Origin of the sequence: Streptomyces ureilyticus (genome assembly GCF_011045025.1) — a bacterium.
Lineage (GTDB): Bacteria > Actinomycetota > Actinomycetes > Streptomycetales > Streptomycetaceae > Streptomyces > Streptomyces ureilyticus.
This window is the reverse complement of record NZ_JAAKZX010000078.1, coordinates 17,752-39,820: the sequence shown is the minus strand read 5'-3', so window position 1 is coordinate 39,820 and position 22,069 is coordinate 17,752. Positions and strand designations below refer to the sequence as shown.

Here is a 22,069-nt window from a genome sequence, read left to right as displayed (position 1 = left end):
CTCCGGCGGCCACCGAGCCGGCGGCGGCCGGACCATGGTGACGTTCGACGCCCTGGTACACCACGCGGTCGAACTCTCCGGCGTTCACGGCCGCCGCCCCCGCGTCCTGTACGTGGGCACGGCGATAGGCGACGCCGAGCACTTCACGGCCCGCATGTCCGAGGCCGCACGCGTGGCGGGTTTCGACCTCACGCCACTCCAGCTCTTCCCGATGCCCAACCACGACGACGTGGAGGCCACCGTCCTCGACCAGGACGTCGTCTGGGTCATGGGCGGCTCGGTGGCGAACCTCCTCGCGGTATGGCGAGTGCACGGCCTGGACGACATCCTCCACCGGGCCTGGCGCTCGGGCGTCGTCCTCAGCGGCGTCAGCGCGGGCTCGATCTGCTGGTTCCAGGGCGGCACCACGGACTCCTTCGGCCCCGAACTCCGCCCGCTCACCAACGCGTTGGGCTTCCTCCCGTACGGCAACGGCGTCCACTACGACACCGACTCCGGCCGCCGCCCCCTGGTACACCGCCTCGTCGCGGACGGCACCCTCCCCACGACCCACTGCACCGACGACGGAGTGGGCCTGGTCTACCGCGGCACCGAACTGACCGAAGCCGTAACGGAGTTGCCCGGCAAAGGCGCGTACATCGTCACCCGCGACGGCGACTCGGCCACCGAGGAACGCATCGAACCGCGCCGCCTGCCCACGGTCAACTGACACTGCTCCCGGAGCCGACGATGGCGGTGACGCGGATCTCCACGCGCATGGCGGCGAGGCCGAGGACCGTGACGCCGGTCTCGGTCCAGATCGGCGCGCGGCCGTCGAGGCGACGGCGGAACTGCTCGGCCATGACCGTGTTGACGTCATCGCCGATGACGTCATCTCCCGGTGCGACCTTGTGGTACGAGTTGACGTGGATGACGTCCTTCCATGTCGCGCCGACCGTGGCGAGCGTGCGCTCCACGTTGTCGAAAGCCTGGATGATCTCGTCTTCCAGCGAGTCGGGGATGACCAGGTCGTCATCCACCCCGGCCTGACCGGAGATCTCGACCCGGTCGCCGACGCGGACGGCCCCGCTGTAGCCGAGGGCCTCGTGCAGCTTCTCGCCGTAGCCCGGAACGACGCCGAAGGTGACGGTGCTCATGATGTTCCTCTTCCTGTCCATAGTCATAGGGGTGCGTTTCCTCCTGCATGAGTTCACGCGTAAAGTGAGGCTAACACGCAATTAGTTCAAGGGTGAAGTGATGGCGGACTTCGCCGGAGGGCGGGAAGATCCATGAGCAGCAGCACGGGAGGGTCCATGAGCGGCGCGGGCGAACACGGGGACGACGAGGAGCTGCGGTGGCTCGACGAGCAGGAGAAGGCGGCGTGGACGGGGCTGATCTCCCTTGTCCTGCTGCTGCCCGCTAAGTTGGAGTCGCCGCTGCGGCAGGAACACGGCCTCACCCTGTTCGAGTACCTCGTGCTCAGCCACCTCTCCGAGGCCCCGCAGCGCAAGCTGCGGATGGGGGAGCTCGCCTTCCTCGCCAGCGGGTCGCTCTCCCGCCTGTCCAACGTCGTCAAACGCTGTGAACAGCGCGGCTGGGTCGTACGGACACCCGACCCGGCCGACGGCCGCTACACCCTCGCCGAACTCACCGACGCCGGCTTTGACATCGTGCACCTGGCAGCGCCCACACACCTGCGCGCCGTACGCCGCATCGTCCTCGACTCGCTCAACACGACCGACCAGAAGGCCCTCGCCCGCATCGCCCAAAAACTCCGCATCGTCCCCGACGACTTCGGCTGACAGCCGTCCTATGCGGCGACTTCGGCCAGGCCCACTGGGCAAGATCGGTTCGCCTGGTGCCGCGCCCTGCTGCGCCGGTTCAGGACCGGATCTCCCGGAAGATGACGCCAGTCTTGCCGAGGATGACGGCTTCGTTCACCCAGCGGGGCGGACCATAGTCCGTCTCGAGGTACTGGCACTCGTACCCGGTGTCCTCGTACGCAGTGTCCGCGTCGAGGTCGAGAGGGATCCTCTTGAGGGGCGGGATCCGGTCGCAGCGCAGCTCCTTGGACCGCTCATGGTGCAACTCTGAGTCGCGGGGACGGAGGCGTACCGGCTCGGCCTGGTCGCCGGGAAGGGGCTCCCGCGGCGCCTTGAGACAACGACGCGTGCCGACGGTCAGGCGCCGCAGGCCCCGTTTCCGCCGAGGCTGATCATGGCGCGGTACAGCTGCTCCTCGGTGAGCGGCGGCGCCGGCAGCGGGTGGGCGCGGTCGGTTCGGAAGCCGTCGAGCAGAAGGTAAAGGTGGCGGCGCCAGGCGTCCGGGGCGATGGCGTGGGTGGCCTCGGTGACGCGGCTGTGCGACCAGATGACGAAGGCAAGGTCCTCGGGGGTGAGGTCGGGGCGCAGGCTGCCCTGCTCCTGCGCACGCTCGACGATGTGTACACCGAGTTCGCGGATGCGGGTCTGGGCGCCCGCCAGGCAGGCGCTCTCCGGCAACCGTATGGAGGCCAGGTCGTTGAACCCCCGGTCCTGTGACTGGAGTTCGCACATGGTCTCCAGGAAGTGGCACAGCCCCGCCCAAGCGTCGTCCATGGTGACGGCCTTCTCGGCGGCCTCCCGCCAGACGGCCAGCTTCTCCGCGAAGGTCGCCTGCACCAGGTCCAGCCGGGTGGGGAAGTGCCGGTACAGCGTGCCGATGGCCACCCCGGCCCGCTTGGCCACCTGCTCCAGGGGGGCCTCCATGCCCTGCTCGGCGAAGCAGGAGCGGGCCGCGGTGAGCAGGGCCTCGCGATTGCGCTGCGCGTCGCGCCGCAGGGGGCGGGCAGGGGCCGGGTTCCCGGCGGAGGCGGACGGAGGGTCGATGGCCATGTCACTCAGCCTACCAACCGGAGGGGTGCCTCATATTCTCTGCTACGATCCAAGAACATGAGGCAGCCCTCGACTTTCAGTCCCGACCGCTGTCGGGGCGGGAGCTGCGCCTCATCGATCCAGCCCGTCCGACCAGAGGAGCACCACCCATGCCCGTCATCGCCGTCATCGGGGCAGGCCCCGGCCTGGGCCTGTCCATCGCCCGCCGCTTCGGAAGGGAGGGTTTCCAGGTCGCCTTGGTCTCCCGGACCCAGGACAAGCTCGACGCGCTCGCCGCGCAGCTCGCCGAGGAGGGCATCGAGGCCGCGGGCTTCGCCGCGGACGTGACGCGTCCCGACTCGCTGCAGTCGGCGCTCGCCGCGGTCGCCGACCGGTTCGGGGCCGTCGACGTACTGGAGTACTCGCCCGCCGACCCCGCGTTCGCCGGCGCCGCCGCCGTCGACGCCACGGCGCAGGACCTCCACAAGCAGCTCGACTACTACCTGTACGGAGCGGTCGCCGCGGTCCGTCAGGTGCTGCCCGCCATGCTCGAACGCGGCAGTGGCACCCTGCTGTTCTCCACGGGCGCCTCCTCGGTCCGGCCGTTGGGCGGCGCGTTCGGCAGCATCGGCGTCGCGGCGGCGGCCCTGCGCAACTACGCCATGGCCCTGGGCATCGACCTCGCCGAGCACGGGGTGCACACCGCGCACGTGGCCATCGGGGTATTCATCGGCAGCGGTCCCGGCACCGAGCCCGAGACCATCGCCGAGCACTACTGGGACGCCTACACCAAGCGCGACCAGGCCGAGATCGTCCACACCGTCCCCGGCGGCATCTGGTGAGCACCTCCGGCACGCCCGCGGCGAACACGGCCAGGCCACCCTTGGTGAAGATCTTCCGAGCCGCCAACAAGGTCGTACGGCCGCTGCTCGCCTCCCGCTTCCACAAGCCGCTGAGCGGGCGCCTGATGCTGCTCACGTACAAGGGGCACAGGACGGGTCGCGAATTCACGGTCCCCATCGGCTACTTCGACTGGGATCCCGGCACGGTGCTCGCCATGTCCTCCCAGCTCGGCTGGATCCCCAGCATGCGCCAAGGGTCCGCCGTCCGGCTGCGCATCCGGGGCCAGGACCACGGCGCCGTCCCGACGGTCGTCGAGGACCCTGAGGAAGTCGCCGCCCTGCTGGGTGAGTTCGGCCGGTGCAAAGGGCCCAAGGCCGCCAAGGGGCTGATGCTCGGCCTCCCCGGCGACCGGCAGCCCACCGACGACGAGCTGCGCACGGCCGCCGCCAAGACCCGCTTCGTCTGCTTCCGGATGGAGCCCGAGCGGCCGGGCCGGTAGCACTCGACCGGCTGATGCTGTCGACGGAGACCCTGCTCGCCCGCAAGCACTCCCACCATGAGCGCCAGGAGCGGATCATCACCGCGGCCCTGGCCGACCGCCGGCCGGACCCTGAACCACACTGAGCCGGGGCGGGTGGCCGAGGTCGGCGAGAAGTGCGGGCGTGCCGCCGGTGATCCGGCGTGTCAGGACGACATACGGCTGTGCGTCTCGGAACTCGCCACCAATGCCGTGCTCCACGGAGTGCCGCCAGGACGGGAGTTCTGCGTTCGACTGCTCCTGGACGGCCACCTGCTCAGACTGGAGGTGCGCGACGGTGGTGACGGCAGGTCGATGATCCGGCAACCCGACGACGAGCGGTGTACGGGGCGAGGGCTGTTCCTGGTCCGTGAGTTGGCCGATGACTTCGGCGTCACCGAGCATGTGCCGGGGAAGACCGTGTGGGCCTCCTTCAAAGTCGCGACTGTGGAGTCCGAGGAATCCTTCTCTCGGCTGCCTCGACTAACTCGTAGCCTGGGCGCCATGACCACCCTGCAGAAGATTCATGACGTGCCCGTCCTGATGTGCGCCCCAGAGGGCGAACCCATCCGCAGCGAACGCGACGCGCTGGATTTCATCGGCGATGCCGGGTACCAGGGCGCCCAGTGGGTCGTCATCCCCGTCGAGCGGTTCGATGAGGCGTTCTTCCAGCTGAGCACTCGTGTCGCCGGAGGGATCATCCAGAAGTTCGTCCAGTACGGCATGGGGATCGCCGTCCTCGGTGACATCTCCCGTCATACGGAGGCCAGTTCGGCGCTGCGGGACTTCGTCCGGGAGTGCAACCGCGGGCGGCAGACGTGGTTTCTGGCCGACGCGGAGGAGTTGCGGGAGCGGCTCAAGGGGTAGGCGGGCTCGACCTGTTGGTGTGTCCTGCGCGTACGGGCTTCCGTGCGCGCAGGACACGTTAGAACGTAGCGTCAGCGCACCGATTGTGGCGCCGCGACCGGCTCCCGGTGACCCCTGTCGCGCCCAACGTGAACACTGACAGGAAAACTGTCCTTCAGATGCTCAAATGAGCGATGCGTGAACACCGCGGGTAGAAGTGCTCACGCTTTGCGGCCAACACCCCCTGGGCCCACCACCGCGCCCGCTGCCTCACCGCCACGCCCGCCTCGATGTCAGTGGCGCGTGCTTGTATTCGGTGCCATGACATCCTCGGTATTTTCCGTCCCGCCCGACCGCATTGAGCGGCCGGACGTCACCGTCATGCAGCAGGCCACCGTCGATGAGCTGTCCCAAATACAGCAGCTCTGGCCGTCGTTCGAGAAACTGGTCGGGCTGCGCGGACGCAAGATGTACGCACAGGTCGACGAGCGCCAGAACACCTATACCGTCTGCACGCCGGTCAAGGAGGACGACCACCCCGACCGCCTGGGGCTGGAGCTCGGCACCTTGCCGGGAGGCTCTTACCTGCGCGGTCGCCTCGTCGGCGACCCTCCCCAGATCTATGAGCGAATCGGCGACGGGATGGCCGAGCTCGAGGCGATGCTGCCGGTCGATGACACCCGGCCCCTGGTCGAGTTCTACCGTCGGCACGACCAGATCGAGCTGTGGGTGCCGATCCGGTCGTGACGGCAGGCTCAGTCCCGCGCTCAGGGCGAATCGGTCGTCACCACGTCGGCCACCACGCAACTCACGTTGTCCGGGCCGCCGGAGTTGTTCGCCGCGATGATCAGGGCGCGAACTGCCTGTTCAGGGGCGGGAATTGTGGTCAGGGTTTCCTGGATCTCCGAGTCCGGGACTACCGACGAGAGGCCGTCGGAGCAGAGGAGGTAGCGGTCGCCCGGCAAGGCGTCGTGCAGGCGTACGTCCGGAGTGGGAGCCGGAGCCGCGCCCGTCAACGCCTTCAACAGGAGCGCGCGTTGGGGGTGGGCCACTGCCTCCTCCAGGGTGAGGCGGCCCTCGTCGATCATCGACTGGACCATCGTGTGGTCGTGGGTGATCTGGAAGAGGGAGCCGTCCCGCAGGAGGTAGGCGCGGCTGTCGCCTATGTGGACCAGGGCCAGTTGGGAGCCGGTCCAGAGCATGGCGGTGAGGGTGGTGCCGTCCTCCTTCGGGTTCCGGGTCGCGTCCTGGACCGCCTGCGTCGCGCCCTGGACCGCGTCTTCCAGGAGGTTGAGGACGCTGCCCGCCGGAAGCGGCTCGGTGTCCAGGAACTTGAGGGCCTCGACCGCGGCCGTACTCGCGGGGGCGCCCGCCGGGCCGAAGCCGTCCGCGACGGCCAGGACGCGGGTGCCCGCGTAGGCGGTGTCCTGGTTGGCGGGGCGGACGAGTCCGGTGTCGGAGAGGGCGGCGTAACGCAGTTCCAGCATGGTGGTGTCCTTCCTCGGAACCTGTGAGAGGTGGTCGACGAGGAAGGCGGCCAGGTCGCGGCGGGTCGCCGTCTCGGCCTCGACCCGCGCCCAGTACGCGCGGATCTCCGCCGCGGCGGACGCCGGTTCGAGCGCGCAGACCTCGCGTATCCGGGCCAACGGCATCCCGAGCCGCCGCAGCCACGCCACCAGACGCGCCTGCTCCAACTGCTCCGGCGCGTAGTAGCGGTACCCGCTCTCGGGGTCCACCCGCGCCGGCCGCAGCAACTCCAGCTCGTCGTACAGCCGAAGCGCCTTCGGCGACAGCCGGCACGCCTTGGCGAACGCCCCGATCGTCAGCATGTCCATGCGATCTCCCTGCGCGATCTCCATGCGCCCACCTCGCGAGCCGGTCGTTCCTCGTCTCGCCACTGATGCTGGGGCCTCCCCAAAGGTGAAGGTCAATCCACGGTTCCCCTTCGGTTGTTAGCGTCTCTGATCAGTTGAACGATCCCGTGCAAGACATCGTGTCTGCCATGGGTTCTGTCCACCGTGGAGGGGTGGCGTGGGCGTGGTGGTGGAAGCCTCCGCCCAGTGCTGTTCCTCGTGGCCGGTGTCGGCTGGTGGTGGGTGTGCTGATCGTTGTCACGCTCTGGTGCCGGTGGGCTGCGCGGGGCAGCCGGGTCCGGTCCGTGTGGGCGTGTCCCTCCGGACGCTGGCCCGCCGGACCCGAAGGTCTGGTGGGGGAGGGCGTCCGGCGTCGCCTGGGCGTCGGACGTGTGGTGTGGCGCCGGGTGGGGCCGGTCTTGGACCGATCGGCCCGGCGGGTCTTGGGCTCGGTGGGGGTGATGACCGCGCCCGCTTCGAGCTTGTCGATCACCGCGCGGATCCTCATGGCACCTGTGGTGCGGTCGGTGACGGTTTTGGCCTGGTGGGTCAGACCGCGTGCGGCGATCCGTTTCCACGCCCCCTGGTCGCGGTCGCCCTGCCAGCCGCAGGAGCCGCAGAGGGCCCATTTCCAGCCGGGTGTGGTGGGCCGGTCGGGGGCCTTGCGGTGCCGCAGTGGTGCCAGGCACTGCGGGCAGTGCTTGGAGGTGTTCCGCGCCGGGACGGTGACCACGGCGATGCCGGTCTCGGCAGCGAGGTGCCGCATCCGGCCCACGATCTGTCCGCGCACTGTTTGTGACAGGCGGGTGTTGTGGGTGCGGCCCATACCGCGGGCTTCCATCGAGCGGAGGTCTTCGGTGTAGATCACGCTCGCCCCGGCGGCGATCGCCTGGTCCACCGCCCAGCGGGCGGCAGCCCACGCGAGGGCGTCGTTCAAGTTCGACCGCCGGTGGGAGACGTGCCGGATCTCCTCGACCAGTACCGCGTGCTTCGCAGCCAGGGCGTGTTGTGCGGTATCGCCGATGAGTCGCTGGTAACGGCATGCCTTGACATGCAGGTGCTCGGACAGGCGACGCAGCCGATGCTGTTTCGCCAGAACCCCGGCGGCGCGGAACATTCCCCCGGCACCGAGGGCGGTGACCGTGCCGTCGTCGTGCAGCCGGGCAGCCCCGGCGGACAGCAGGGTGTTCAGGCCCCAGTCCACCCCCAGCGCGACCCGGTGCCCGCTCCGCTGTGTCTGGGGAACGGCGTGGGTGTAGGCGAGATCGGCCCACACCGTGCCGTGATTCACGCGCAGTGTGGGCAGGTGCAGCACCGCGTTCGTGGGGATCGTCGGTGGCAGTTTGATGTGGAAGGCCACCCACGTCCAGTCCGCGTAGGACCGCGGGTCGGGGCGGGTTGGCAACTGCAGGCGCAGCAGCGCCCGGTCCGGCTCGTCGGCGCGTTCGATGGTGGCCTGCTGCCCGTCGCAGGCGGACAGCAGCAGCATTCGCGCGATGCGGGGCTTGGCCTCTATCTCGAAGACGTCGGCCGGCATCCGGCCGTGCTTCCTCGCGAAGGTGGCGATCTGCCGGGTCCGGGAGGAGATGATGCTGGAGGGCATAGACCGCCCGTCGGGCACCGCCTCCCGTACTGCGTCCCACTCCGAGGGGGTGCGCTTGGCGGGGGTGGCGGGCCAGGTCGTGAGCACTCCGACGGCGAGGTCGGCGCGCCATTTCGCCGAGCGCAGCGTCCGCCCCGCCTGTTCCTGGGCTATGCGCACGATGCGGTCGTTGACGCGGATACCCTCCGGCGGGCTGGCGGTCCAGCCCAGGCGGCGCAGGGCCATCCAGGCGCTCGACGGCAGTGGGCGGCCCGCCGTGTCCTCACCGCCGGCCAGCACCTCCACATCAAGGCTGTTCCAGTGCTCGGCCAGCAGCGCGGCAACCATGCCCGACACCAGATCGGCCGCCCAGCCCACCCGCTCGGCCAGCCCCTCAGCCGACAGGAGTTCGCCGGTCTTCTCTTCCACACCCGTGCGCAGCACACTGCGGGCACAGGCGGTGCGGGCGGCCTCGCCCTCCCCGAGTGGCAGCCTTCGGCTCACCGATACTCCTTCCCCGCCCATGTGCTGTCATCCGATCAACGACATCCCCGCGGAAGGGTCACGCAATCGACCTTCGCACCTATATACGATCTCCATCGGACACCGGCACCAGGCCAGCGGATGACCAGTCACTACGAATGCCTAAGGGAGTAAAGGAAGCAGGTGAGCCTGCGCGCCGAACCGATCGATTCGACGTACGAACGAGGAGTCCGCCGTGGCACGCAGTACCCGAATAGCGCTCGTCACCTGCCGGGAGGTTCTGGAGAGCGGCAAGGACGTCGATCTGCCGGTGCTCGCGGGCGCGGTGGAGGAGGCCGGGGCAGCCGAGGCCGCCGTCGTCTGCTGGGACGACCCGGATCTCGAGTGGGGCGACTTCGATCTCGCCGTCATCCGGTCCACCTGGGACTACACCTGGCGGGCCCCGGAGTTCGTCGCCTGGGCCGAGCGGTGCGGGGCGGCCACGACGCTCGCCAATCCGGTCGACGTCGTGCGGTGGAACGCCGACAAGCGGTACCTGGGGGATCTGAGCGCGGCCGGGGTGCCCGTCGTCGACACGCGCTTTCTCGCTCCGGGGGATCCGGTCGACCTGCCGGAGGAGCAGGAGTACGTGATCAAGCCGACCTCGGGGGCAGGGGCCCGGTACGCCGCCCGTTACTCGCCCGGGGAGCGCGAGACGGCCGTACGCCATCTCGCGCGGATGCACGCGGAGGGGCTGACCGCGATCGTGCAGCCGTACGTCCGGAGCATCGATACGGCGGGTGAACGGGCCCTCCAGTTCTTCGGCGGGCGTTTCCTGCATGCCATACGGAAGGGCGCCGTCCTCGCACCCGGAACCGCCTACGACGAGGCCAAGGTCCCGCACCCGAACCTCCGGCCCTGGGAGCCGATCCCCGCCGAACTCGCCGTCGCCGAACGGGCGTTGGCGGCCGTACCCGGCGACGGCGACACCGAGCTGCTCTACGCCCGCGTCGACCTCGTGGACGGAGACGACGGCGAGCCCCGCGTCATGGAGCTCGAGCTGATCGAGCCGAACCTCTTCCTCTCGCTGCACACCGACTCGGTGCCGGTCGTCGCGGAGGCGATCGTCAAGGTTGCTCAGCAGCGGCCTGCCCGCTGACAGCCATCCGCTGCAACAGCCCCCAGGTGAACTCCGCCACGCAGTCCCGTCGTACGCCCGACGCATCCGTCGCCGTGAACTTCAGCCCCCACCGTGTCGGCGCCGTCCCCTCCAGCGGCCGGACGGGAGCGAAGGCGCGGGCCGCTTCGTCCACCGTGCAGGACCAGGGCGTCATGTCGTCGAGCGTGTCCAATGAAGGGCCCGCCGTACCCGGCGCCCGTATCAGCCACTCGTTCCAGACCGCTCCGTTCGGGGCGAGGAGCACCTCGAAGCGGAGGTCCGGCCACAGGGGGACCGACCAGAGCCGGGCCTCGCACTCCAGGTCGCCGATCTTGCGGGTCGTGACGGACTCCGGCTGGCCGAGGACGGAGTGGTAGCGGGAGGCGGCTGAGCGGGAGCGGGGGCCGCGGATCATCGCCTGCCAGCGGCGGTTGGCCTCGCGCATCTCGGCGATCGAGACGCCCAGCTCATGACGGGCTTCCTCGACCAGGTCCGGATTGTGGTCGGCCATGCGGTGCAGCAGGACGAGCTGGAAGTCGAGCCGGGTGAAGGGGCGGGTGGGTCGCTTCGCGGCGGGCATGCGTCCCATCCTCGCGGACACGCGTTCCATCGTCGCGTTCGGACGGGTGATCGGGTACCGACCGGTCATCGGGTACCGACCGCTCGTCGCGTACGAGTCGCTCGCCCGGGCGGCGGCCGTCGGGGAGGAACAGGACGGAGTTCACGTACCGGATGTAGCCGTTGCCGCGGAACGGGAGCACCCGGCGGAGCAGGCCCTGGGAGACGACATGGGAGGCGCCTGCCTGGTGGGCCTCCAGGTCGAAGGAGGACAGGGGGAGCCAGGTGTCGCCGGGCAGGACCCAGCCCTCGTAACCGTGCTGGGCGAGGTGGGAGACCACCGGGGCGATCGGCTGGATACGGGCCTCCAGCTCGATGAACAGGGCCGGCCGGTCGCGGGTCAGCAGGGCGGTGGCACCGTGCAGGACCGCGAGTTCGTTGCCGTCGACGTCGATCTTGACGAAGCCGACGTCGTGGAGGTCCAGGCTGTCGAGGGTGACGCAGGGGACGTCCAGGGCGCGGGCGTGGATGTCCCGGCGGATGAGCGAGGAGACGCCGCGGTCGCCCTGGTCGCCGGGCGGCAGCCACAGCCGGGCGGTGCCCTGGTGGTCGCTGGCGGCGGCGCGGACCACCCGTACGTTTCCGGGGGTGGCGTCGGTCAGTAAACGGGCCAGGTGCGGCACCGGCTCGACGGTCACCACGCGGCCGGCCCGGTCCGACAGACGGCGCGTCCAGGGGCCGTACCAGCCGCCGACGTCCACGGCCGTGCCGCAGTCCGGCGGGCACAGCTCGGGGAGCCGGGCCAGTTCGGGCTCGAAGCGCGGGTAGACGAGCCGGGCCGCCGCGGCGACGAGGCGGAGCGGGATGAAAGGGGCTAGTCGGGCCGCCAGGGTCATGGGGCTATCCGTTTCAGGAGTTGCTCGTGTTCGTCCTCCGTGACCTGCTCGCCGGAGGACGGGAGGAGCTGGGGTATGCCGTCGATGATCGGGTAACGGCGTTGCAGGCGTGGGTTGTAGAGGGCGTCGCCCGGCCCTCCCGGCTCCTCCTGTTCCTGTGCGAGGAGGTGCAGGGGCCCTTTGTCCAGCGGGCACGCCAGGATCTTCAGCAGCGGGTCGTCAGGGTTCATGGTGGGGTCAACTCTCGGGTGGGGGTGGGGCGTTCGGGCTTCGCTGCCGGTTCGGTCTTCGATGGCCGCTCGTTCTCCGGTGATCGATCCTTCTCCGGTGGCCGCTCGGTCTCGGGTGACCGCTCGGATTCCGGCGGCCGCTCGGGCTCCGATGGGGAATCGGGCTCCGGGCTCTGGTCTGGCTCCGATGGGGAATCGGGCGCCGGCCTCTGTTCGGGCTCCGACGGGGAGTCGGACTCCGGGGGCCGTTCGGACTGCGACGGCCGCTCAGACTCCGATGTCGATGTCGGTGTCGGTGTCGGCTCATGGTCCGGAGGCGGTTCGGTTTCCGAGCGGGACTCGGGCTCCGTCGGCCACCCGGAGGACTTCGAAAACCATGCCGACACCGGCGGCGGTTCCGGCTCCGACGGCGGTTCAGGATCCGACGGCCCGGGCTCCGACACCGGCGGCGGTCCCGGCTCCGACGGCCGGGGCTCCGGCTCCGACGGCGGTTCAGGATCCGACGGCCCGGGCTCCGACACCGGCGGCGGTCCCGGCTCCGACGGCCGGGGCTCCGGCTCCGACGGCAGTTCCGGCTCCGACGGCCCGGGCTCCGGCTTCGCCGGCGGGTCGTGTTTGGGCATGGCGAGGAGTACGGAGACCGCCAGCGCCGTTCCGCCGAGGCGCAGCGCGAGCCGTACGGGGTCCTCGGGCAGCGCCTCGCCGAACGCGAGCGTGCCGAGGATCGCCGTGAACAGGCAGGTCACCGTCGTACAGACCGGCACGATCAGCGAGGCCCGGCAGCGTTGCAGCGCCGCCTGCGACATGATCAGGCCGAACGCGCCGGTGAACATCAAGATGTACGGATACGGGGAGATCAACAGGTCAAGTACCGCGCCGCCGAGGCCACTTGCCGTCAGGTAGCTCGATACGCCCTTGATGGCCAGCGAGCTGACCCCGTACAACAGGCCCACCGCCACGCCGTATTCGACCCCAGTCGTCGGCATCCGGTGCCGGCGCCGCGCGCGGTGCTCGGCGGAGCCGTACAGCCAGACGCCCATCGCCAGGGTCGGCAGGCAGACCAGCAGGATCGTCGAGACGGGGGCGCTGCGGCTGACCGTGTCGGATTGTTCGTTCAGCGACAGGACGACCATCAGCAGGGCGGCGAGGATGGCGCCGAGTGCGTACCGCTCGCGGCCGGAGGTCTCCTCGCCGAGCAGCTTCGAGGAGAGCAGGACGAGGATGACCAGGCCGGAGACGAAGATGCCCTGGGCGGCGGCGATCGGCAGGGTGCGGTAGACGATGAGCTGGGCGCCGAAGCCGCTGGCCAGGGCGAGGGAGCCGCCGATCCACAGCGGGCTGCCGAGGACGAGCCGCAGCAGCCGCGCCGGTTCGCGGACGCTCACCGAGGGCATGGCCGCCAGCGCCCGTTTCTCCAGGACGAAACCGGTGCTGTACAGAACGTTGGCCAGCAGCGCCGCGGCTACCCCCCACCACATGGGCTACGTCCTCCGAGCGTGCAGAAGCAGGATCGAGGACATGGATGGCGCCCGGCAGGCGAGCCGGTCCAGTGGACGCATAGGGCGCGGTACGCCATGGAAGGGCGCCCCCCGCAGTCGTACGACCTCGAAGCCGGACGCGGCCACGAACTCCCGTAGCGCGCGGGCGGTGTAGAGCCGCAGATGACCTACGACCTCCTGCCCTGGACGGCCGTGGATGGCGCGCAGGCTCACCTCGGAGAAGACGGGCTGGACGCCGGCGAGGAGAAGGGCCCGGTTGTACCAGGCGGCCAGGTTCGGGGTGGAGAGCATGAGATGACCTCCGGGGCGCAGGATCCGGTGGATCTCGTCGAGGGCCGCGTCGGGGTCCACGAGGTGTTCGACGACCTCGCTGAACAGGACGGCGTCGGCGCAGCCGGACTGGAACGGCAGCCCGCCGTCGGTGAGTTCGCCGCGTACCACGTACGGGATGTGGGTGTGCGCGCGCTTCAGGGCGTCATGGGACCAGTCGACGCCGATGATGCGGTGGCCCGCGAGGATCGGGGCGGCTGTCGCGGCGGCGCTGCCGTCGCCGCAGCCGATGTCGATGACGGTCTGGGCGCCGGACGTGGCCGGGCCGAGGGCTTCGGCGAGCATCCGGGCCTGGCGGAGGCTACGGGGGGTGCCGGAGGCGACGGTGACGTCCGGGTCCTCGTAGAAGTCCCGTAGTCCGTGCGGTCGTTCGCGGGTGGGCGGGGCGGTGGTCATGCGCCGTTCCCCCTCACGGAGTTCGTGGGTTTCTCCCTCTTGGGCTCCTCTTTGGACTCTCCCGCGTGTTCCGTCGCGTGCAGATAGTGCTCGAACAGGTCGCGGAGGTGGCAGCCGTCACCATGGCTGAGGAGGGTGCGGGACCAGCGCAGCGCCAGGTGCAGCTTGCCCGCCGTGGCGGCCGTGGTGACGGTCAGGCCGCGGGGCATGCGGGCGGGGGCGGAGAACCACACGGCGTGCGCACGGCCCGCTCCCTCGCCGAAGTCGAGGGGGTACGGGACGCGGCCGATGTTGCTCAGCAGGGTCGTCGACGTCCAGGGCGCGGCTGCTTTGCGCAGGCCTCTGGTGAGGGCGGCCCGCCAGGGTACGGGGGCCCAGGGGGCGGTCAACAGGGCGGCTCCGTGGCCGAGTTGGGGCCGGGGCTGGGCCTTGAGGGCGCGGGTGCGGTCCGCCGTACGACGCAGCAGTCCTGGCAGGTCGGAGTCGTCCAGCTCCTCCGGTGTGAAGGGGACTTCGACGAGCCGGGTGCCGTTGCCGATGGGCATGTCCGTGCCGCGCGGCCGGTCGTCCACCGGCATCGTGATGCGCATCGGCCGGGGGCGGGCGCCGTGCTCCCGGTTCCAGTGGGCGAGCATCATCGCGGTGGCCACCATGAGCTGGTCGTTCACGGTGTAGGGGGAGCCCTTGGGCCGGTGCGGCACGTTCAGCTCGGACACGAGCATGCCGTTGCCGGGGGAGGGCTCGGGCGTGCCGTGGGCGACCCGGGCGGGCGGTGTCCAGCTGGAAGGGGCGTCGACTTCCGTGGGGGCGTTGCCCGTTGTGCGGTTGGGGGGCGCGGCGGGCGCGTTGTCGCGCCCGCCGTAGACCTCGGCCGCGGTGGCCAGGACCCTCAGGCAGGCCGGGCCGTCCAGGGCGGTGTGGTTGATGGTGAGGAAGAGAACGGTGCCGTCGTCCTCCGGATCCCGGACCACCTCCAGCCTGATCGGCGGGGACGCCGACAGGGGCGGGGCAGAGGCGAGCGCCCTGTCCCGGGCGTGCTTCAGGGCGTCGCGGTCCGGGGCCGGGAACGTCACCACCTCGGCCACGTCCGGGTCGCGCGTGAGTTCCCACTCGTAGCGGCGGCGGTACCAGGGCCCCGCCGCCTCCCGCATCAGGATGCGGGGGTGGCGGTGCAGGGCCTCGGTGAAAGCCGCCTTCAGGCGGGCCGGGTCGAGATGACCCGGCAGGTGGACCTCGATGTGGACGGTTTCCGGCTCTTCCTCCTGGAGGCAGTGCCGGGCGACCTCGTCCACGACGGGGAACGGGATCCGGGCGGGCGGCTGTACGGGTCCGTCCGTGCCGTCGCGCGCCGGGTGGTCCAGGGCGGTCATGTGGTTTCGCCTTCTCCCGTCTCTTCCTTGTCCCGCGGTTCCGCCGCTTCCGTCTCTTCGGAACGCGTCGCCTTGAACTTCGGCTTACGGAGCGGGAAGCGGACGGTCGGCGGATCGGGGATCCGCCGGTCTGACTCCGGGCCCCTTGCGGAGACGGTGGGCCCGGCCTCGTACTTCGGCGGCGTCTCGGGCGACTCCTCCTCCGGCGTCCGGGACGGCGGCAGCACTCCTGACGCACCCGGACCCGGCTCAGCACCTGCTCCCGACGGAGACCCGGCTTCCGGCGCCCCCGACTCGGACGCTGTCCTGGTTGAGTCCGGCCCGTACGTCTCCCCGCGCTGCCGATGCGGCAGCGCTGCCGTCGGCGCCTCCGGGCCGAGCGCAGGCGCGGGCGCGGGCGGCGGCACGGGCGGCAGAACACCGAAGCCACCGGGACCTCCCTGCTGCGACCCCGGAGGCACAGCCCCTTGCGTCGCCTGAGGCGCCAGCTCGTCGCCCCGCACCGACACCAGACCCGCGAACAGCCCGATCAGCGCAAGGAGTTGGGCCGCCTGCCCGAAGGACCCCTCGTCCGCCGAGGCCGGTGTCCCCGCACCCGTGGCGGCGGCGATCCCGGCGCCCGCGAGCGCGAGGAACGCGATCGGCACCAGCAGCGTGTGCCGCTTCCACGCGATGAGCGCGAGCACCGGCACCAGCAGGGCGAAGAACCCGGCGATCACGGCAGCCACCAGTGTGAGCGCCACGGTGCCCAGGATCATCCCGGGGGCGGGCGGCAGCGGCGAGGGCTCGTCGGTGTTGGGCGAGCGGCGGCGGAACAGGACGAGACCCGCGAGCGCGAGTACCCCGACGCCGCCGCCGATCAGCCCGGCCTCGTACGTCGTGGAGGGCTCGTACGAGAGCTTGATGGTGCCGCCCTCGCCCGCCGGGATCCGCCAGCCCTGCTGCCAGCCGTCGAGCCGGACCGGGTCCAGCTCGTCGCCGTTCAGCGTGGCCTTCCAGCCGTCGTTGAAGTTCTCGTACGTCGTCAGGTACGAGGCCGCGCCCGAGCCGGCGCTCACCTCGCGGCGGTCGCCCAGCCAGTCCCGTATCTCCAGCTCACGCTCGGCCGCGGCGGGTGCCGTGACCGTGCCGCGGGTCAGCGTGACGTTCGTGGCCGCCAGGGGACCGGCGTCGCCCGCCTCGACGCGGTGCGCGCCCGAGTCGAGGGAGAGCGAGGTGTCCGCGCGGCCCTCCTGGCAGAGCGTCACCTCGACGGGCCGGCGCTCCATGAGGTCCTGGACGGTCCCCTTCGCGCTCGTCTGGTACAGCTCGTCGTCCACGGCGAGGTCCGGGCCCTGGCCGCACGGCAGGTCGAAGGTGCGGTCCTCGTCGGGCTGCTCGGTGCGGTACTCGTCGAGCGCCGGGACGTACGCCTCGGTGAGGCCGACCGGCAGTTGCAGATCGTCGTCGACGACCGGGTTGTGGACCTTCATCCGAGCGGTCTCGGTGATCGTGATGCTCAGCTCGTTGGTGGTGATCTCGGGGAAGCGGACGTTGCCGTTCTCGTCGACACCGGCGATCGCCGCACCGTCCGGCGAGCTGATGTCCACCTTGGTGGGCCGGGTGGACAGTCCGCCCGCGCCCGGCAGCACGATCTCATCGATGGCCTTCTTGTCCGGCCAGCGCAGATGGATCGTGGGGTTGTCCCCGGCGATCCAGGCGGTGGTCAGATCGCCGTCGGTGAGATTGCGCGGCGACAGACCGACACCGAGGCCGGCCGTGGAGTCGGCGGTCGCGACGATTTGATTCTGCTGCTCGGGGGCCACCCGGTAGAGCAGCTCGTCGAGTTCGGCACCCGGGACCGGGACCGCGCTCGCCTTCACCTCGTACGAGCCCGACGCCTCGGAGTTCCAGCGGCGGTGCAGGCCCGCTTCCGTGCCCGTCGGGGAGAAGCCGCCCGGGTCGTACGCCCGGTGCAGCGAGACGACCTCGGCGGCGGCCTCGGAGCGCTCCGCGTCCTTCGGGAGCCGCAGCATGCGGGTCACCTGGACGTCGGGGATGCTGATCTCGGAGAACCCGGCACCGGTGAGACCGGCATGCCGGGCCGCCGAGTCGACGATCGTGATCCGCAGCCAGTCCGTCTCGCCCTCAGGTGCCTTGATCCGCTGCCGCATGCCGTTGGCCTGGAGGTAGCTCGTCTTCGAGCCGCGTTCCGTCTCCACCCGCACCCGCGTCGGCGCGGAGCGCACGCTGTTCTGCGGCAGCGGTGTGACCCGGATCGAGGAGGGGATGTCGGTCTTCTCCGTGAAGCCGATCCGCAGCCACTCCCCGTCCGCCGAGCCGGACGCGCCCTCGGCCCACGCCGTGTTCGGGTTGCCGTCGAAGGCGTTCACCGGGTCGTACTGCGGCAGATAGAACAGCCAGTTGCCGCTCGACGACGCGGTCACCGATTTGGCGCCGCGCAGTTCGGCCACCGTCTGGTGCTCGATGCCCTCCGTCGGCAGGATCTGGTGCGGCTTCTCGCCGGCGTCCTGGAAGCTGCCGGAGTGATTGCGTTCGTCGCGGGTGTACGTGTACGAGGTGTTGGCGTTGACCAGACCGAACCTCGTGTCGGCGCGACGCATCCCGTCGCCCGTCACCTGGAGCGGGGGAGTGCCGAGCCCGGGATGGTTGTCACCGGTCAGCACCGCGGCCCGGCCCCGCATCGCGGGGTCGGCGGACACCGGCAGCAGCGCCTCGGGGCCGCCGGAGACGACGGCCGTGTCGGCGACCGCCTTCAGTCCGGCCTGCCCGGGCCGCGGCACGTTCTCATCGGCCGGCTCGTAGATCTCGACGGCGCGGTGCCGCGGATACAGGCCCTCGACCTGCACCGGGGTGTCCTCCGGGATCGTCCCGCCCGTCATCAGCGGGCCGAGGCCGGTCACCCTGCGGTAGCCCGACTCCTCCAGGGTGCGCTTGACGGTCGTGCTCGGTACGTAGCCCATCTGGTCCGGGTCGAGATCGTTGCGTACGACGACGTAGTGGAGCCCGGAGCGGCTCAAGTAGTCGGCCAGGCCCGGGACTTCGCCGCCCGTCAGCAACGCCTGCTCGACCGCGTCCATGGCGCGCCGGTTGCCCGCGGTGCCGAACGGCACATAGTCCCGCTGGGCCCAGCGGGATTCGGCGAGCACGTCGAGGGGCTGGTCGATGGGGGAGCCCCAGGTGTAGATGCCGTGCGCGGTGGCGGGGACGACGAGGGCGCGGGAGTCGGGGGAGTGCTTCTCCAGCCAGTCGGCCGTGGCCTGCCAGTACTTGGGGAGCTCCTGGAACGAACCCGGCTGCAGGATCGACCCGTTGAGGTAGGGCAGCGCGAGACCGGGCAGGACGAGAACCGCCGCGATCAGCGTGACGAACCGCCGGCCGCGTACGGGACGGGCGCCCCGCGTCTCGGAGGCCACGCCGACCAGGTGCATCAGCCCGAAGGCCAGCGCGAGGGCGAGGCCCACCTGGAACTTGTAGATGTTGCGGAACGGAGCGAGGCTGCCGTCCAGCCAGCCCTGGAAGGTCTCGTGGAAGGGCGCGCCGAACGAACCGGCGTACCCGGCAAGGGTGATGAGTGCGACCGACAGCACGACCAGGACCAGCCAGCGCCGCTCGGGCAGATCGCGGCGGGCGAGCCCGGCTAGACCGAGACCGGCCGCGAGGGCCGAGCAGACGATGACGACGACCGAGGAGGCGACCGTCCAGCCGGCGGGCAGCCAGGCCTCGCCGAAGTTCAGATAGGCGACCCAGTTACCGGCGCCGCGCAGCATCTCCGTGGCCGACATGGTGGCCGTCGTGGTCTGCGAACTCTCGATGTACGGAAGGAAGTTCTCGCCGTAGAAGCCGAGCAGCAGCAGCGGAACGACCCACCAGGCCGTCGCCAGGATCACCCCCGGCACCCACCAGACGATCAGCTTGCGCTGCCGCGGGCCACGCGGGCGGGACAGGAGATACAGGCCAACGGGCAGGAGGGCGGCCAGAGTTGTCGCCGCGTTGACGCCGCCCATGAAGGGGATGAGCAGCGCCGAGCGCAGGGCGGCGATCCGGGCGCTGTAGCGCTCGTTCGTCAGCGGCAGCAGCACCCACGGCAGCATCGCGCCCGGCAGCGCCGCCGCCGAGGTCGAGCCGACGACGATCGTGAACACCGGCCACAGCGCGTACACCACCGCGCCAAGGAGGCGGGAGGGGCGGCTGCCGATGCCGAGCCGTTCGGCCAGCCGCAGCGCACCCCAGAAGGCGACGCTCACGACGAGCGACAGCCACAGGCGCTCGGCCAGCCACACCGGTATGCCCAGCGCGTCGGTCAGCGCGTAGTACGGCAGCATCGGGAAGGCGTAACCGATGTACTGGTCCGCGATTCCGCCGAAGCCGCCGCGATCGTGCCAGAGCTGACCGAGATCGGCCATGAACTGCCAGGGGTCGACCGACACTCCGAGCTTGGTCTCGAAGGTCTGCCGCCCCGGGTCCACGGCCAGGAACAACACGAACACCACGGCCCAGAACCCCAGCAGCCACCTTCGTGACCGCGGCCCCTCAGGGGGGTCGGGCACAGGAGGGAGGGGACGTGTCGGCGCCGGGGGAGGAGCCGACTGGACCGTACTGGTCATTGATACCGCCGGAGGATGAGGAGGAGATTCCAGGTGGCGAACTCGCGCAGCCCCGGCGCCTTCGCGACGGTTTCCGCGAGGAACGGCCAGTAGCGGGAGCGCGCCGAGACGACCGTGACGTCGTCTCTCTCGCGCACCTGCCTGAGGGTGGTTCCGATATGCACGGCGAAGAGGTTCTCGCCGAGGGTGTGTTTGGCGTCCTTGCCGGTACGCCGCTGGTAGCGGGCGCGGGCCCGCTCGGCACCGAAGTAGTGCCAGGGCGCCCACTCGTGGCCGCCCCAGGGGGACAGCCAGTTGGTGAACGACACGTAGATGAGTCCGCCGGGCTTGGTGACGCGGACCATCTCACTGATGAAGGTCTGCGGGTCGGCCACATGCTCGAGGACGTTGGAGGAGAAGCAGACGTCGGCGACGCCGTCCGCGAGTGGCAGCAGATAGCCGTCGGCCACGACGGCGCCCTCGGGCGGCTTCTCGCCGAGTTCTTGTACGTCCGGCTCGAAGAGGTAGGCGTGCGCGCCGCGCCGCCGGAACTCCTCGGTGAAATAGCCGCCCCCGCCACCCACGTCCACGACGGTCCGGCCATTGACCGGACCGTCGTACGCCTCGACCTGGTCGACGGCGTCACGGGCGAGCAGCGAGTAGCAGGCCTCCGGGTCTTCTTGTTCATGGAGGAAGGCGCGGAAGAGGGCGACGGAACGGCGCAGTGAGGGGTCCTTCAGACCCGTCCCCGTACCCCTGCCCGTACGTCTGTCTTTGCCCGTGCCTCTGCCGGAACCCGTGGAAGTGCTCATGGCTGGTAGCTCCTCACCGCCTCCGCCGCCACCGCGCGGAACTGCCGCACGGTCTGGTGCCAGCGGTACTGGGCGGCACGTTCACGGGCTGCCTTGCCCATCAGGGTGCGGCGTTCGGCGGACAGGGCGAGGGTGCACCAGGCCGCCGCGAACGACGACTCGCCGCGGGCCAGCAGACCGGTCTCGCCGTCCACGATGGAGTCCCGCAGACCGGGTACGTCGAAGGAGATGGCCGGAGTCTCCCGGGCGGCGGCCTCGGTCACCACCAGACCCCAGCCCTCGACGGCGGAGGGGTGCAGCAGCATCCAGGAGGCGCAGAGCAGCCGGTGCTTCTCGGCTTCGGAGACATGGCCCTTGAACTCCACGCCGGGGCCCGCGAGTTGCTCCAGGCGCTGCCGTTCGGGCCCGTCGCCGACGATCACCAGACGGCCGCCGGTGACCGGGCGGACCCGCTCCCACAGCCGCAGCAGCAGATCGATGCGCTTGTACTCGACGAGCCGTCCCATCGCGAGGAACAGCGGCTCCGGTGAGCGCTCGGCCCGCGGGCCGGGCTCCTCGACGCCGTTGTGGACGACTCGTATGCGCTCACGCTCGACGCCGATGTCGCGCAGCGCGTGTGCCGTCGACGGGGAGACTGCGACCAGCAGGTTCTTGCGCTGGGCGCCCGCGAGCGCCCAGTGCTCAAGTCTTCGGCCGAGGCGGGCGGCGGGCGCAAGCGGACCGCCGAACCGCATCTTCCACAGATCGGTGTGCACATGGTTGACCAGGCACAGGGTCGGTCCGCGATGCCACAACGGTGCCAGGTACGGCATCCCGTTGCAGACCTCGACCAGCAGATCGCAGTCGCCGACCTGGCGCTGGAACGCCGAACGGACCTTCAGATAGTGGCCGAGGTCGCCCCCGGCCGATACGACTCGGTAGTCGCGGTACGCGGCCGGCCCCCCGCACAGCAGGGTGACCTGGTGGCCGAGCTGGGTCAGGCCCTCGGCGAGCTTGTCGACGAGGAGTTCGGAGCCGCCCGCCGCCGCGTTGCCGAAATCACGGCGGGCGAGGAAGACGATCCGGCGCGGCTGTGGGGAGCGCGCCGGCGTTCGTTGCGCGGTGCGGGGGAAAGCAGCGCGCAGCGAGGAAGGCACGTGCTGGGGCATGGGTGCTCCAACTCGTCTCGGGGTGCGGAACCAGCGTGGGGGATTCGGCGGGTGCGGGGTTTCCGACAAGGTCACGCGGGGCGGATGTGTGGTGGTTGTGGGACCGACTGTGGCGATGGTGTGGGCAGGCTGTGCTTGGGTGGGGGTGGAT

20 protein-coding genes and 2 pseudogenes are annotated in these 22,069 nt (G+C 70.6%); 8 read left to right on the top strand and 14 right to left on the bottom strand.

Features of this window, described 5'->3' with window-relative positions; genetic code table 11:
• Window positions 1-709 (top strand): Type 1 glutamine amidotransferase-like domain-containing protein (locus tag G6048_RS23705; RefSeq protein WP_235990220.1); only part of this gene is annotated, 709 nt, incomplete at its 5' end.
• On the opposite strand, the gene G6048_RS23700 is transcribed toward G6048_RS23705, so the two are convergent.
• On the bottom strand, window positions 702-1,136 hold the full coding sequence (locus G6048_RS23700) for a Rid family hydrolase (RefSeq protein WP_165341600.1): 435 nt from the start codon (window positions 1,134-1,136) through the stop codon (window positions 702-704). The two genes, G6048_RS23705 and G6048_RS23700, sit on opposite strands and share 8 nt — an antisense overlap.
• A gap of 132 nt (window positions 1,137-1,268) precedes the next feature.
• Here G6048_RS23700 and G6048_RS23695 point away from each other — a divergent pair, with 132 nt between their 5' ends.
• A complete protein-coding gene (locus tag G6048_RS23695; protein ID WP_408056159.1) occupies window positions 1,269-1,781 on the top strand; it encodes a MarR family winged helix-turn-helix transcriptional regulator in 513 nt (170 codons plus the stop codon).
• A gap of 79 nt (window positions 1,782-1,860) precedes the next feature.
• Here the strand turns inward: G6048_RS23695 and G6048_RS23690 are convergent, their stop codons facing one another.
• Entirely contained in the window at window positions 1,861-2,067 is a 207-nt protein-coding gene (locus G6048_RS23690) for a hypothetical protein (protein WP_165341599.1), read from the bottom strand.
• A gap of 92 nt (window positions 2,068-2,159) precedes the next feature.
• Window positions 2,160-2,852, bottom strand: a complete 693-nt coding sequence (locus G6048_RS23685; protein WP_165341598.1) for a TetR/AcrR family transcriptional regulator — start codon at window positions 2,850-2,852, stop codon at window positions 2,160-2,162.
• Between the two features lie 149 nt (window positions 2,853-3,001).
• Between G6048_RS23685 and G6048_RS23680 the strand changes: the two genes are divergently transcribed.
• The 5 genes and pseudogenes from G6048_RS23680 (at window position 3,002) to G6048_RS23660 (ending at window position 5,784) form a co-directional block, all read left to right on the top strand.
• Window positions 3,002-3,673 (top strand): SDR family NAD(P)-dependent oxidoreductase, encoded by a 672-nt coding sequence (locus G6048_RS23680; protein ID WP_165341597.1) that lies wholly within the window; start codon window positions 3,002-3,004, stop codon window positions 3,671-3,673.
• A 44-nt stretch (window positions 3,674-3,717) separates the two neighbouring features.
• Complete coding sequence (locus G6048_RS23675; RefSeq protein WP_328826781.1) at window positions 3,718-4,173, top strand: PNPOx family protein; 456 nt, start codon at window positions 3,718-3,720, stop codon at window positions 4,171-4,173.
• 57 nt (window positions 4,174-4,230) lie between these two features.
• Window positions 4,231-4,629: pseudogene (locus G6048_RS51015) on the top strand (ATP-binding protein); the annotation flags it as partial.
• Between the two features lie 66 nt (window positions 4,630-4,695).
• Complete coding sequence (locus tag G6048_RS23665; RefSeq protein WP_165341603.1) at window positions 4,696-5,058, top strand: DUF4180 domain-containing protein; 363 nt, start codon at window positions 4,696-4,698, stop codon at window positions 5,056-5,058.
• 300 nt (window positions 5,059-5,358) lie between these two features.
• The gene (locus G6048_RS23660) at window positions 5,359-5,784 is read left to right on the top strand and encodes a GyrI-like domain-containing protein (RefSeq protein WP_165341596.1); all 426 of its coding nucleotides are present in this window, start codon (window positions 5,359-5,361) and stop codon (window positions 5,782-5,784) included.
• A gap of 20 nt (window positions 5,785-5,804) precedes the next feature.
• Here the strand turns inward: G6048_RS23660 and G6048_RS23655 are convergent, their stop codons facing one another.
• Both G6048_RS23655 and G6048_RS51010 read right to left on the bottom strand, forming a co-directional pair.
• Entirely contained in the window at window positions 5,805-6,872 is a 1,068-nt protein-coding gene (locus tag G6048_RS23655; protein WP_165341602.1) for a MerR family transcriptional regulator, read from the bottom strand.
• Between the two features lie 130 nt (window positions 6,873-7,002).
• Window positions 7,003-8,976: a zinc ribbon domain-containing protein gene (locus G6048_RS51010; protein WP_165341595.1), complete on the bottom strand. Its 1,974-nt coding sequence runs from the start codon at window positions 8,974-8,976 to the stop codon at window positions 7,003-7,005.
• Window positions 8,977-9,190: 214 nt separating this feature from the next.
• On the opposite strand from G6048_RS51010, the gene G6048_RS23645 reads away from it, so the two are divergent.
• Window positions 9,191-10,093, top strand: coding sequence for an ATP-grasp domain-containing protein (locus G6048_RS23645; RefSeq protein WP_165341594.1), 903 nt, complete (start codon window positions 9,191-9,193; stop codon window positions 10,091-10,093).
• Here the strand turns inward: G6048_RS23645 and G6048_RS23640 are convergent.
• The 9 genes and pseudogenes from G6048_RS23640 to G6048_RS23600 form a co-directional block, all read right to left on the bottom strand.
• On the bottom strand, window positions 10,062-10,673 hold the full coding sequence (locus tag G6048_RS23640; RefSeq protein WP_165341593.1) for a hypothetical protein: 612 nt from the start codon (window positions 10,671-10,673) through the stop codon (window positions 10,062-10,064). The two genes, G6048_RS23645 and G6048_RS23640, sit on opposite strands and share 32 nt — an antisense overlap.
• Window positions 10,561-11,547: an FkbM family methyltransferase gene (locus G6048_RS23635; protein WP_165341592.1), complete on the bottom strand. Its 987-nt coding sequence runs from the start codon at window positions 11,545-11,547 to the stop codon at window positions 10,561-10,563. Before G6048_RS23635 ends, G6048_RS23640 begins: the two co-directional genes overlap by 113 nt.
• Window positions 11,544-11,777, bottom strand: coding sequence for a Trm112 family protein (locus G6048_RS23630; RefSeq protein WP_165341591.1), 234 nt, complete (start codon window positions 11,775-11,777; stop codon window positions 11,544-11,546). The genes G6048_RS23635 and G6048_RS23630 overlap by 4 nt, the downstream gene beginning before the upstream one ends.
• Before the next feature lie 593 nt (window positions 11,778-12,370).
• Window positions 12,371-13,255 (bottom strand): annotated as a pseudogene (locus tag G6048_RS23625) (hypothetical protein); the annotation flags it as partial.
• A 3-nt stretch (window positions 13,256-13,258) separates the two neighbouring features.
• Window positions 13,259-14,002: a class I SAM-dependent methyltransferase gene (locus G6048_RS23620; protein WP_165341590.1), complete on the bottom strand. Its 744-nt coding sequence runs from the start codon at window positions 14,000-14,002 to the stop codon at window positions 13,259-13,261.
• Window positions 13,999-15,372 carry a condensation protein gene (locus G6048_RS23615; RefSeq protein WP_235990219.1) on the bottom strand — a complete coding sequence of 458 codons (1,374 nt, stop codon included), beginning with the start codon at window positions 15,370-15,372 and terminating at the stop codon, window positions 13,999-14,001. The genes G6048_RS23620 and G6048_RS23615 overlap by 4 nt, the downstream gene beginning before the upstream one ends.
• Window positions 15,369-19,979 (bottom strand): alpha-(1->3)-arabinofuranosyltransferase, encoded by a 4,611-nt coding sequence (locus G6048_RS23610; protein WP_165341589.1) that lies wholly within the window; start codon window positions 19,977-19,979, stop codon window positions 15,369-15,371. Before G6048_RS23610 ends, G6048_RS23615 begins: the two co-directional genes overlap by 4 nt.
• Entirely contained in the window at window positions 19,976-20,698 is a 723-nt protein-coding gene (locus G6048_RS23605; protein WP_165341601.1) for a class I SAM-dependent methyltransferase, read from the bottom strand. Before G6048_RS23605 ends, G6048_RS23610 begins: the two co-directional genes overlap by 4 nt.
• A gap of 68 nt (window positions 20,699-20,766) precedes the next feature.
• Window positions 20,767-21,918, bottom strand: coding sequence for a glycosyltransferase family 4 protein (locus tag G6048_RS23600; protein WP_165341588.1), 1,152 nt, complete (start codon window positions 21,916-21,918; stop codon window positions 20,767-20,769).
• Between the last annotated feature and the right edge of the window lie 151 nt (window positions 21,919-22,069).